Here is an 11,922-nt window from a genome sequence, read left to right on the forward strand (position 1 = left end):
CAGATCCAACACATCGCCTAAAAGATGAACCGGTCTATTTGGCGAGGTGCAATCAGCGCGGCAGGCTTTCCAAGCGCTGATTGCTCCACGCTCCATCCAGAATAGCCTGATAGAGCATGCCTAGAGTCAGTGGCACTTTGTCATATTTTTCTCGGCGTTTTCTGGAGAAAGCCATCCGCGCAACTTCAATCAAGCTAAAGCCCTCTCCTGAGAAGTAGCGATTGAATTCAAAATCTCCAACTTGCACTGGAAATTTATCAAAGAAGCGCTCCATAAACTCGACCGCATCATCGCCAGTGATATCCAAATCACCCTCGACGGCATGATCTTTTGTGAGAATTTTTTGGGGACCAACACCGGCCTCCCTTCTCACAAAATCCTCAAACTCGTTCCACGTAAACTGACTCATCAGAACACCTTGTCCTCAGGTTTAACAAGTGCGTTATAGCGCGACACGGAACGAACGCTGATCATCGTGACATCCTTGGCAGCAATGACCCAGCCAACGACAGGAACCGCGCGCCCAACGAAAACCCCAATGTTTATTACCAGAATGAACTTCAAGCGCTTGACGCTGGCATTGGTCAGCGTTGGGAGGATCTTCTTCTTCAAATCGTAGTCCAGATACTTGCGACTCGATATCGACGCAACGGAAGTACCCGGCGTGGTACCAAAGGGCTTCGCTCGTGTTGGCATCCAATTTTGACCGGCCACAATGGCAACCACTGCTGCCACATCGTCAACACCAAGCTCCTTGCATGTCTCATCGATAAAGACAAGGAAAAACAGCTCCATCGGCGTGAGATCTCGATGTGTACCAAAGGCATAGGTATTGTGTTCATTATAGTATTCCTCTCTCAGGCTATCGACGAGGCTGAAATCTCGAAGAGAACGATCCCCTGCCTATCGTCCAGGGTGCTGCCGCCCAGCGAAGGCGGGAATTTGATCACTGCTGCTTTGTTCCATCGCTGGATATGGGTGGCAACGTTGTCCCCAATCGTTCGCGCAACTTTCTCCGCGGAATTTATCGGCGCGTAAATGCGCATTGCTGCTGCCATGCGGCTGAAAAACGTGGTCTAGTCATATCCCTCTCCGCAAGCTGGATGAACGTGATGCCGTCGATGCCAATCGGGGTTCGGTGAGAAACGCGTCGTTTCTCGCGTCGGACCGGGATGGCGGCATCACGCGGAGTGAAGGAAGTTACCGAGCCAGGACAACTGCCGACAATCGGACTTGTTCGAAAATGTGGGGATGTACGAACGTATGACGTCACGTGCCGTCATCGATGCCTACCGGGCTGATGTGGTTCGCACCGGTGCCGCTGATGCAAAACACCCCGAACGCCGGGCCTGAATCCAGCGTTCGGGGTGTCGTGGATCGACGGTGTTTCGCCGAAGCGTCAGTCCCGCGCGACGTCCTTCGCCGCCGGCGACGCGCCGTGGCTCAACCAGTCGAGCACGTCGGCCGTTTCGTCGTCGCTCGCCCGCGCGCGCGCCTGCGCCACGGCCTCCGGCAATTCGCCGTTGGTCGACGCGCGACGGATCGCGACGCCGACCGCGAGAATGTCGATCATCAGCAGGTGCAGGACCCGCGAGATCATCGACAACTGCGACTCGCGCATCTCGATGTGGTCGGTCTCGAGCGCGACGGTCGCGCGCTTCGCGAGCGGCGTGTTGCTCGACGTGATCGCGATCACCTTCGCGCCGGCCTGCATCGCGACGTCGAGCACGCGCAGCAGCTCGGGCGCGCGTCCCGACTTCGACACCGCGACGATCACGTCGCCCTTGCCGAGCAGCGCGGCCGACGCGGCCTGCATGTACAGGTCGCCGTACGCAATCGTCGGGATTCCGAAGCGGAAGAACTTGTAGTGCGCGTCCTGCGCGACGATGTTCGAGTTGCCGAGCCCGTAGAACTCGATGCGACGTGCGCCGTTCAGGATTTCGATCGCGTTCTCGACGTGCTCGAAATTCAGGTGTTCGCGCAGCTGCAGGATCGCGGACACCGTGTTGTCGAGCACCTTCGCGCCGAAGTCGGTGGCCGTATCGCCGAGATGCACCTGGCTGTGGCTCATCGGGATCGTGCCGGTGAGGCCGGTCGCGAGCTTCAGCTTGAAATCCGACAGCCCCTGGCAGCCGAGCGAGCGGCAGAAGCGGATCACGGTCGGCTGGCTCACGTCGGCCTTGCGCGCGATGTCGACGATCGGATCGTTGATGATCGAGCGTGGATGGTTCAGCGCGAGATCGGCCACGCGGCGCTCGGCCGGCGTCAGCGCGTCGCGCATCTGGCGGATCCGCTCGAACACGGCCGACGACGCGCCGCCCGAGCGGTTCGACAACTGCTCCGCGAGAATCGCCGATACGCCCAGGAACGCCGGGTACTCGGCGGTGATCAGGTAGGTCGGGATGTTCTGCAGATAGTGCGTGAAGCGGCCCTTCGCCTCGAAGCGCGCGCGGAACGACGAGCGCGTGAACAGCTCGCCCAGCTTCAGCGCGACGCCGCCGCCGATGTACACGCCGCCGAGCGCGCCGAGCGTGAGCGCGACGCTGCCGGCGAACGCGCCGAGAATCCCGCAGAAGCATTCGACCGTCTCGAGCGCGAGCGCATCGCCCGCATGTGCGCGCTCGACGATCTCGACCGTGTCGACGGATGCGGCCACCCGCTTCTTGTCGCGCGCGGCGAGCGCACGATAGATGATCTCCATGCCGGGGCCCGCGCACACACGCTCGAACGACACGTGCGGAAACTTCTTGCGCGCGTATTGCAGCACGAGATCCTCGCGCTCGTCCTGCGGCGCGAACGAGGCGTGACCGCCTTCGCTGCCGAGCGCGATCCAGCGGTCGTCGGCCGGAATCAGGCCCGACACGCCGAGCCCGGTGCCGGGCCCGAGCAGGCCGATCACGCTGTTCTGGCGGCGCGCGCCGCCGCCCACCTGCACGCGCTGCGCATCGGTCAGACCGGGCAGCGCCATCGCGAGCGCGGTGAAATCGTTGACGACGAGCAGCGTGTCGAAGCCGAGCGCGCGGCGCGTCGCCTCGATCGAGAAGCTCCAGTCGTGGTTGGTCATCGTGACCTGGTCGCCGTCGACCGGGTTCGCGATCGCGATCGCCGCGTGGTTCACGCGGCTGATCTTCACGTCCTTCAGATACTTGCGGATCGCGTCGGTGATCGTCGGATAATCGGCGCCGGGATAGACGCGGATCTGCGTGATCTCGCCCGGGCCGGTTTCCAGCGCGAAGCGCGCGTTGGTGCCGCCGACGTCCGCGAGCAGGCGCGGGCCGTCGGCATGCTGACCCGCGACGACCGCCTTACTTTGCGCACCAGTAGACATCGAGCTGGGTCCCCTTGTCGTTGGCCAGTTGGGAAATCGCGTTCTTCTGCAGCGACGCGGCTGCCGCGTCGAGCACGTCGCGCTTGCGGGCGCCCGCGATCAGCAGGAACAGCCGGTCGACGCGCTTCAGCGCATCGAGCGAATAGCTCACGCGTGCATGGGGCGCCGCGCCCGGATGCACGGCGACGAAGCGCTCGGACGTCGTGATCGCGTGGTCCCATTCGGGCGCGTCGGCGAAAATCGACGCGGTGTGGCCGTCCTCGCCCATGCCGAGCACGGCGACGGTCGGCACGCGGTAGTCGGCGTTCGCATTGAGCGCGGCGACGTGCGCGTCGAGCGACACACGTGTGTCGACGAGCGGCAGGAAGCGGGCAGGGGCCGCCGCGTGCCGCAGCAGCGTGTCGCGCACGAGTTGCGCGTTGCTGGCCGCGTCGTCGTCCGGCACCCAGCGGTCGTCGACCAGTGTGACGTCGACGCCGGCCCAGTCGAGCGCCGCGTGCGACAGCGTGTGCAGGAACGGGCGCGGGCTGGTGCCGCCGGACACCGCGAGCGTCGGGCGCGCGGGGCCCGCGAGCGCCGCGCGCAGCGCATCGCCGACGGCGCGCGCGAGCGCTTCGCTTTGCGCTTCCTGGGTGTCGAAAGCGTGGATCTCGATCACATCTCCTCCGGACTGCTTTGTCTGTTCAAATCGTACGAATCGTGAGGCGCGTTGCCGCGTACGGTGACGTACGCCGCAACGGTTTGCATCAGTTTTCTTCTTCGAGCCAGCAGGTGTCGTGCTGCGCGAGCATCGCGCTCGACGCGGCCGGCCCCCACGTGCCCGCCGCATACGGCTTCGGCGGTTTCAGCGTGCGCGCCCATTCGTTCAGGATCGGCTCGACCCACTGCCATGCGGCTTCCTGTTCGTCGCGACGCACGAACAGGGCGAGCCGGCCGTTGATCACGTCGAGCAGCAGGCGCTGGTACGCCTCCATCTGCCCTTCCTTGAAGAACTGGTCGAACGCGAGGTCGAGGTGCACGCTCGCGAGGTTCATCCCTTCGCCCGGCTGCTTCGCGAGGCAGTACAGGCGGATCGTCTCGTTCGGCTGCAGCCGGATCACGAGGCGGTTCGCACCGGCGCGCAGCGCGGAGGCCCCGAGCGCCGAGTGCGGCACCGGGCGGAAGTTGACGACGATTTCCGCGACGCGGTCGGCCAGACGCTTGCCGGTGCGCAGGAAGAACGGCACGCCCGCCCAGCGCCAGTTCTCGATCTCGACCTTCAGCGCGACGAAGGTTTCGGTCTGGCTGTCGGGCTTCACGCCCGGCTCGGTCGCGTAGGCCGGCACCTGCGCGCCCTTGATCACGCCCGCATGATACTGGCCGCGCACGGCCACCTTGCCGATGTCGCGCGGGTCCACCGGCTTCAGCGCGCGCAGCACGCGCAGCTTCTCGTCGCGCACCGAGTCGGAATCCATCGAGTGCGGCGGCTCCATCGCGACGATCGACAGCAGCTGCAGCAGGTGGTTCTGCACCATGTCGCGCAGCGCGCCCGTATTGTCGTAGAAGTCGCCGCGCGCCTCGACGCCGAGCTCCTCGGCGATCGTGATCTGGATGCTCTCGACCCATTCGCGGCGCCACAGCGGCTCGAACAGCGCATTGCCGAAGCGCAGCGCGAGCAGGTTCTGCACGGGCTCCTTGCCGAGGTAGTGGTCGATCCGGTAGATCTGGCCTTCCGCGAAGATCTCGCCGACCGCGTCGTTGATCGCGTTGGACGACTTCAGGTCGTAGCCGAGCGGCTTCTCGAGCACGATGCGCGCGCCTTCGTTCAGGCCGACCGACGCGAGCGCCTTGCAGATCGGCACGAACAGCGACGGGCCCGTCGCGAGATAGAACACGCGGATGCCGGGCAGCGATGCAACCGCGTCGCGCAGCACGACGTAATCCTCCGCGCGGCCGAGATCGAGCTTCACGTACTCGATGCGGTCGAGAAACGACTTCCATGCCGCGTCGTCGAATGCGTTGCCGGCCGCCTTCGCCGCATGCGGCTTCACGTGCGTGTCGACCCATTCGAGATAGGCCGCCCGATCCGATTCGTGTCGCGCCACGGCGACGATCCGGCCGCTCGCCGCCAGCATGTTCGCGCGGTGCGCTTCGAACAGCGCGGGCAGGATCTTGCGCATCGACAAATCGCCGGTGCCGCCGAAAAGTACGAAGGTAAAGCTGGAATCGGTATGCATGTGTCTCCGCCGTGTTGGGGGTGCCCGGAAGCGATCCGTAGTGCGATAAAAATATTTTTGACACTGAATTGTAGTTTAACTACAATCCGCCGCAAGGGGTAGCACCTGGGTGAAGAAAAAAAGAAGCGCGGTCGACGAGCTGCGCGAGCTTCGCCTTCGGGAGCGCCTTGTGCCGAATGTTATCGGACATTGGCGGTGCGCATCGTCCGCGCGCCGTCGGCCCCGGGCTCGCGTCGCATCATCGCGGCGGGCCAGAAACACAAAGAGGAGACACGCCGTTGAATCTCGATTCACGCTTTCTGTAAGAGCCCGGCCGGTCATCGGCCCCGTACGCTGCATGCGTCCCGCGGCTCGATTTCCCCGTCGTTATCAAGAAGCCGGTTCCCGGTGAGGGAACCTCACGAGTTGATTCAGTCTGGAGGAGATAAGTAATGAAAGTTCGCTCGATCATGGGCGCGCTCTGCGCCGCAGGTCTGATGGCTGGCGCCGTGGCGGCGCAGGCAGCCGAGAACGTAACCGTGCTGCACTGGTGGACCTCGGGCGGCGAGTCGAAGGCCGTCGGCGTGCTGAAGGACGACCTGCAGAAGCAGGGCTACGTGTGGAAGGACTTCGCGGTCGCGGGCGGCGCCGGCGCCGCGGCGATGACCGCGCTGAAGACCAAGGTGATCAGCGGCGACGCACCGTCGGCCGCGCAGATCAAGGGCCCGCTGATCCAGGACTGGGCCGACCAGGGCGTGCTCGTCAACATCGATTCCGTCGCAGGCGACTGGAAGCAGAACCTGCCGCCGGAAATCGACAAGATCATCAAGTACAAGGGCCACACCGTCGCCGCGCCGTTCTCGGTGCACCGCGTCAACTGGCTGTACATCAACAAGGCCGCGCTCGACAAGGTCGGCGCGAAGGTGCCGACCACCTGGCCCGAATTCTTCGCGGTGGCCGACAAGCTGAAGGCCGCGGGCATCCAGCCGGTCGCGATGGGCGGCCAGCCGTGGCAGGACCTGACGCTGTGGGAAGACGTGGTGCTGTCCCAAGGCCCGGCGTTCTACAAGAAGGCGCTGGTCGACCTCGACCAGGCGACGCTGACGTCGCCGCAGATGCTGTCGGTGTTCGACACGGTGCGCAAGATCCAGGGCTACTTCGACACCGGTCGTAACGGCCGCGACTGGAACCTCGCGACCGCGATGGTCATCAACGGCAAGGCCGGCATGCAGTTCATGGGCGACTGGGCGAAGGGCGAGTTCGAGAACGCCGGCAAGAAGTCGGGCAAGGACTACATCTGCGCGCCGGTGCCGGGCACCGCGAACGCATACACGTTCAACGTCGACTCGTTCGTGTTCTTCCAGCAGAAGGGCGAGAAGAACGCGACGCCGGGCCAGCTCGCGCTCGCGAAGACGATCATGACGCCGGACTTCCAGGAGCAGTTCAGCCTGCTGAAGGGCTCGATCCCGGTGCGCCTCGGCGTGAAGATGGACAAGTTCGACGACTGCGCGAAGAAGTCGTACGCCGACGAGCAGGTCGCGATCAAGTCGGGCGGCTACGTGCCGTCGCTCGCGCACGGGATGGCGCAGAACGACGCGACCGCCGGCGCGATCACGGACGTCGTGACGAAGTTCATGAACTCGCAGCAGGATTCGAAGAGCGCGGTCGCCGCGCTCGCGAAGGCCGCGAAGGTCAAGTAACGCGCGCCAGGCGCCCGGCCGGAAACGCTTCATCGGCCGGGCGTTTTTGCATGTGCAGCAAACGGGCTCGCCCGCAGGCCCGTGCCGTACCCGGCGCCGGCCCGGCCTGCGCCGCCCTCGTTCCAGGAGTCGAATCAAGTGGCTGCCCCTCTTAGCGGAAACGGATCCGGCGCTGCCGCCGCACGGCGTACGTCGCCGATGTCGGCCTTCGCCGATCGCTGGATCCCGAAGCTCGTGCTCGCGCCGAGCGTCGCGATCGCCGTGGTGTTCATCTACGGCTTCATCCTGATTACCGGCTATCTGTCGCTGACCCGCTCGCGGCTGTTGCCCAACTACGAATTCGACGGCTTCGGCCGTTACACGGACCTGTTCCAGAACGACGTGTGGTGGACCTCCGCCGCGAACCTCGGCTGGTTCGGGATTCCGTTCATCGCGATCTGCGTCGGGCTCGGCCTGTTCCTCGCGATCCTGCTCGACCAGCGGATCCGCAACGAAGGCGCGCTGCGCGCGATCTTCCTGTACCCGATGGCGCTGTCGTTCATCGTGACCGGGACCGCATGGCAGTGGATCCTGAACCCGGGCCTCGGCCTCGAGAAGGTGATGCACGACTGGGGCTGGACGAGCTTCTCGTTCGGCTGGCTCGACGATCCGGACAAGGCGATCTTCTGCGTGGTGATCGCGGCCGTGTGGCAGTCGACCGGCTTCGTGATGGCGCTGTTCCTCGCGGGGCTGCGCGGTGTCGACGGCGAGATTTTCAAGGCCGCGCAGGTCGACGGCGCGACGCTGCCCACCATCTACCGCAAGATCGTGATCCCGAGCATGCGCCCGGTGTTCTTCTCGGTGCTGCTGATCCTCTGCCACATCACGATCAAGACCTTCGACCTCGTCGTCGCGCTGACGGCGGGCGGCCCGGGCACGTCGTCGTCGCTGCCGGCCATGTTCATGTACACGTTTTCGTTCAACCGCGGCCAGCTCGGGCTCGGCGCGGCGTCCTCGGTGATGATGCTCGCGACCGTGGTCGCGGTGCTGGTGCCGCTGATGTATATGGAATCGAGGAGCACCCGCAATGCAGCCTAAGATGACGATCAGCCGGGCAGTGATCTATGCGGCACTGATCCTGTTCGCGCTGTATTTCCTGTTCCCGATCTACGTGATGCTGTCGACGTCGTTCAAGGATCTCGACCAGCTGCGCACCGGCAACCTGCTGACGCCGCCGACGCACTGGACTTTCGATCCGTGGATCAAGGCATGGAGCGGCGCCTGTACCGGCGTGCGTTGCGACGGGATGAAGCCGTTCTTCCTGAACTCGCTGCAGATGGTGATTCCCGCCGTGCTGATCTCGTCGCTGATCGGCGCGTTCAACGGCTACGTGCTCACCCACTGGCGCTTTCGCGGCGCGGACGCGCTGTTCACGATGATGCTGGTCGGCTGCTTCATCCCGTTCCAGGTGATCCTGCTGCCGATGGCGCGCCTGCAGGGGATGCTCGGCCTCGCGAACACGATTCCGGGCCTCGTGTTCGTGCACGTCGTGTACGGGATCGCGTTCACGACGATGTTCTTCCGCAACTTCTACGTGAGCGTGCCGGCCGAACTCGTGAAGGCCGCGCGCATCGACGGCGCCGGCTTCTTCACGATCTTCACGAAGATCCTGCTGCCGGTGTCGCTGCCGATCTTCATGGTGTGCCTGATCTGGCAATTCACGCAGATCTGGAACGACTTCCTGTTCGGGATCGTGTTCTCCGGCGTCGACTCGATGCCGATCACGGTCGCGCTGAACAACCTCGTCAACACGTCGACGGGCGTGAAGGAATACAACGTCGACATGGCCGGCGCGATCATCGCCGCGCTGCCGACGCTGCTCGTCTACATCGTCGCCGGCCGCTACTTCGTGCGCGGGCTGACGGCGGGCGCGGTGAAGGGGTAGGCGCGGCTTTATCCGATACGACGAACCGGCCGCGCACCACGCGCGGCGCATCGAAACGAACCCGACGCGGCGCCCGAGTGCGCCGCGCGAGACGAGACAGAGGATTCACAGCATGGCAAGCCTTTCCATCCGTGACGTGTACAAGACCTACCCGAACGGGGTGCCGGTCCTGAAGGGTGTCGACATCGAGATCGAGGACGGACAGTTCCTGATCCTGGTCGGCGGCTCGGGCTGCGGGAAATCGACGCTGCTCAACATGATCGCCGGGCTCGAGACCGTCACGAGCGGCGAGATCTGCATCGACGGCAAGGTCGTCAACGACCTGTCGCCGAAGGATCGCGACATCGCGATGGTGTTCCAGTCGTACGCGCTGTATCCGTCGATGACGGTGCGCGAGAACATCTCGTTCGGGCTGAACATCCGCAAGGTGCCGAAGAGCGAGCAGCAGCAGATCGTCGATCGCGTGGCGTCGATGCTGCAGATCCAGCACCTGCTCGACCGCAAGCCGGGCCAGCTGTCGGGCGGCCAGCGCCAGCGCGTCGCGATGGGCCGCGCGCTCGCGCGCGATCCGTCGCTGTTCCTGTTCGACGAGCCGCTGTCGAACCTCGACGCGAAGCTGCGCATCGAGATGCGTGCGGAAATCAAGCTGCTGCACCAGCGTCTCGGCACGACGATCGTCTACGTGACGCACGACCAGATCGAGGCGATGACGCTCGGCGATCGCATTGCGGTGATGAAGGACGGCGTGGTCCAGCAGTTCGGCGCGCCGCAGGACATTTACGATTCGCCGTCGAACCTGTTCGTCGCGGGCTTCATCGGCGCGCCGCCGATGAACTTCATCAACGGCAAGCTGGTGGAGCAGGGCGGCGGGATCGCGCTCGAGATCGACACGGGCCTCGCGCGCAGCGCGCTGATCCTGCCGTTCGACGCGGCGAAGCTGAAGTCGCACGTCGGCCGCGAGGTGATCCTCGGCCTGCGTCCGGAGCGCATCACCGACGCGCGCAACGCACATCACGGCGAGGCGTCGAAGCTGCAGCCGATCGACGTGCGCGTCGACGTGACCGAGCCGACCGGCCCGGACACGCACGTGTTCGCGCAGGTGAACGGCAAACGGATCGTGAGCCGCGTGCATCCGGCCGCGAACCCGCAGCCGGGGCAGACGCAATCGCTGCTGTTCGACGTGTCGAAGGCCGTGCTGTTCGATCCGGCGTCGGAAGAGCGGATCGCGTGACGCGACGCTTGGGTGAATGAAAGACGAAGGGGCCGTTTCGATGAACGGCCCCTTTTTCGTTTCGCCGATGCGGCTGACGCGCGCGCGGATGCGCCGGTCAGTGCGGCAACCGCACGTCGAACTTGAACGTCGCGAGCCGCGCGACGAGGATGAAGCCGGTCGCGAGCAGCACGCTGTACACCGAGTCGAACTGCAGCCACACGAGCAGCAGGTAGAACCAGCAGCCGACGAATGCACAGGTCGCGTACGGCCGCGAATCGCGCAGGATCAGCGGGATGTCGTTGCACAGCACGTCGCGGACGATCCCGCCGACCACGCCGGTGATCACGCCCATCATCACCGCGATGAAGCGCGGCATCTCGGCGTCGAGCGCGATCGACGTGCCCGAGATGCTGAAGATGCCGAGCCCGATCGCATCGGCGATCAGCAGCAGCCGTTCGGCCGACAGCCGCGACAGCATGCGCAGCACGAACGGCGCGAACAGCGCGAGCACGAAGATCGCGATCACGTAGTCGTCGTGCATGACCCAGTAAAACGGCCGGCGCTCGAGCAGGATGTCGCGCAGCGTGCCGCCGCCGAAGGCGGTCGCGAGCGCGACGACGAACGTGCCGACCGAGTCGAGGCGGTTCTTGCGCGCCTCGATGAACCCCGAAATCGCGAAAGCCAGCGTGGCGATCGCCTCCAGTATCGCGATCGCGAGCGTCAGCCTAGGATGCGGCACGCGGCCCCCGGTCGGCCGGCGCCGCGTGCGGCTGCAGCAGCACCAGCACCGCGCCCGCGCCGCCGTCGTGGCCGCGCGCCTCGCAGAAAGCGATCACTTCTTCCTTCTGCACGAGCCACGCGCGCACCTTGCCCTTCAGCACCGGTTCTTTGCCGATCGAGCCGAGGCCCTTGCCGTGGATCACGCGCAGGCAGCGCAGCCCTTTCTTGCCGGCTTCGCGGATGAATTCGGCGAGCGCATCGCGCGCTTCGTCGCGCCGCATGCCGTGCAGATCGATCTGCGCCTGCACGATCCACGCGCCGCTCCTCAGCTTGCGCACGACGTCGCGGCTGATGCCGGGGCGGTGGTAATAGAGCGAGTCGTCGCTGTCGAGCAGCGTCTCGGGATCGAATTCGTCGGACAGCGTCGCGTTCAGCACGGCCTCCTCGTCGCGCTGCGTCTGTTTCGGTACCGGGTCGGGCGGCATGCGGCCCGACGACGCGCGCGGCGGCGCGTTCAGCGGCCGGATCGTGCCGATTTCGTTGCGGAACAGGTTCGCGTCGGCTTCCGCCTTGCGTTCGGCCTGCGCGGTTTCGATGCGCGCGCGCTCGCGACGATCGGCTTCGCCTTGCAGCGACTTGCGCAACGCGCCGAGGCCCGCGAGGCCCTGGCCGCGCAACGCGGCCGCATCGGGCGCGGGCGGCGGCGCGGCGGGCGCCGGGGTCACGGGACGGGCAGCGATCTTCCGCTTCGCGGGATCGCTCGGATGGGGCTGGTTCTTCGCCATGATTCGGTAACAGGGCAGGCGCGTTCGGGCGCGCGGGCACAAAAAAAGCCGCTGCGC

11 protein-coding genes are annotated in these 11,922 nt (G+C 65.2%); 4 read left to right on the forward strand and 7 right to left on the reverse strand.

From position 1 onward, the window contains the following. Positions 1 to 52 precede the first annotated feature (52 nt). The 5 genes from AC3IFE_RS27115 to zwf all read right to left on the reverse strand — a co-directional run bounded on the left by AC3IFE_RS27115 (position 53) and on the right by zwf (position 5,544). Entirely contained in the window at positions 53 to 409 is a 357-nt protein-coding gene (locus AC3IFE_RS27115) for a DUF1493 family protein (RefSeq protein ID WP_089466868.1), read from the reverse strand. Continuing rightward, positions 409 to 861: an STM2901 family protein gene (locus AC3IFE_RS27120; protein WP_489193199.1), complete on the reverse strand. Its 453-nt coding sequence runs from the start codon at positions 859 to 861 to the stop codon at positions 409 to 411. Before AC3IFE_RS27120 ends, AC3IFE_RS27115 begins: the two co-directional genes overlap by 1 nt. Before the next feature lie 538 nt (positions 862 to 1,399). Beyond that, entirely contained in the window at positions 1,400 to 3,328 is a 1,929-nt protein-coding gene (locus AC3IFE_RS27125; RefSeq protein WP_301739480.1) for a bifunctional transcriptional regulator/glucokinase, read from the reverse strand. Next, positions 3,306 to 3,986, reverse strand: coding sequence for a 6-phosphogluconolactonase (gene pgl / locus AC3IFE_RS27130; protein WP_089466872.1), 681 nt, complete (start codon positions 3,984 to 3,986; stop codon positions 3,306 to 3,308). Before pgl ends, AC3IFE_RS27125 begins: the two co-directional genes overlap by 23 nt. An 88-nt stretch (positions 3,987 to 4,074) precedes the next feature. After that, complete coding sequence (zwf, locus tag AC3IFE_RS27135) at positions 4,075 to 5,544, reverse strand: glucose-6-phosphate dehydrogenase (RefSeq protein WP_089466873.1); 1,470 nt, start codon at positions 5,542 to 5,544, stop codon at positions 4,075 to 4,077. 431 nt (positions 5,545 to 5,975) lie between these two features. Between zwf and AC3IFE_RS27140 the strand changes: the two genes are divergently transcribed. From AC3IFE_RS27140 to AC3IFE_RS27155, 4 genes are all read left to right on the forward strand, one after another. Then, on the forward strand, positions 5,976 to 7,223 hold the full coding sequence (locus tag AC3IFE_RS27140) for an ABC transporter substrate-binding protein (RefSeq protein ID WP_301739482.1): 1,248 nt from the start codon (positions 5,976 to 5,978) through the stop codon (positions 7,221 to 7,223). Positions 7,224 to 7,361: 138 nt separating this feature from the next. Further along, positions 7,362 to 8,300 carry a carbohydrate ABC transporter permease gene (locus AC3IFE_RS27145; RefSeq protein WP_011544827.1) on the forward strand — a complete coding sequence of 313 codons (939 nt, stop codon included), beginning with the start codon at positions 7,362 to 7,364 and terminating at the stop codon, positions 8,298 to 8,300. Next, positions 8,290 to 9,147: a carbohydrate ABC transporter permease gene (locus AC3IFE_RS27150; protein ID WP_089466875.1), complete on the forward strand. Its 858-nt coding sequence runs from the start codon at positions 8,290 to 8,292 to the stop codon at positions 9,145 to 9,147. The genes AC3IFE_RS27145 and AC3IFE_RS27150 overlap by 11 nt, the downstream gene beginning before the upstream one ends. Positions 9,148 to 9,259: 112 nt before the next feature. Then, entirely contained in the window at positions 9,260 to 10,378 is a 1,119-nt protein-coding gene (locus AC3IFE_RS27155; protein WP_089466876.1) for an ABC transporter ATP-binding protein, read from the forward strand. Positions 10,379 to 10,475: 97 nt separating this feature from the next. Here AC3IFE_RS27155 and AC3IFE_RS27160 read toward each other — a convergent pair whose 3' ends face one another. After that, entirely contained in the window at positions 10,476 to 11,099 is a 624-nt protein-coding gene (locus AC3IFE_RS27160) for a trimeric intracellular cation channel family protein (protein ID WP_089466877.1), read from the reverse strand. After that, positions 11,086 to 11,865: a Smr/MutS family protein gene (locus tag AC3IFE_RS27165; protein WP_089466878.1), complete on the reverse strand. Its 780-nt coding sequence runs from the start codon at positions 11,863 to 11,865 to the stop codon at positions 11,086 to 11,088. Before AC3IFE_RS27165 ends, AC3IFE_RS27160 begins: the two co-directional genes overlap by 14 nt. Positions 11,866 to 11,922: the final 57 nt, after the last annotated feature.

Source organism: Burkholderia sp. APQ4-4ca (genome assembly GCF_057837105.1).

Coding starts and splice junctions, on each gene's coding strand:
- AC3IFE_RS27115 (WP_089466868.1), bottom strand. CDS start 409: ATGAGTCAGTTTACGTGGAACGAGTTTGAGGATTTTGTGAGAAGGGAG.
- AC3IFE_RS27125 (WP_301739480.1), bottom strand. CDS start 3,328: ATGTCTACTGGTGCGCAAAGTAAGGCGGTCGTCGCGGGTCAGCATGCC.
- zwf (WP_089466873.1), bottom strand. CDS start 5,544: ATGCATACCGATTCCAGCTTTACCTTCGTACTTTTCGGCGGCACCGGC.
- AC3IFE_RS27140 (WP_301739482.1), top strand. CDS start 5,976: ATGAAAGTTCGCTCGATCATGGGCGCGCTCTGCGCCGCAGGTCTGATG.
- AC3IFE_RS27150 (WP_089466875.1), top strand. CDS start 8,290: ATGCAGCCTAAGATGACGATCAGCCGGGCAGTGATCTATGCGGCACTG.
- AC3IFE_RS27155 (WP_089466876.1), top strand. CDS start 9,260: ATGGCAAGCCTTTCCATCCGTGACGTGTACAAGACCTACCCGAACGGG.
- AC3IFE_RS27165 (WP_089466878.1), bottom strand. CDS start 11,865: ATGGCGAAGAACCAGCCCCATCCGAGCGATCCCGCGAAGCGGAAGATC.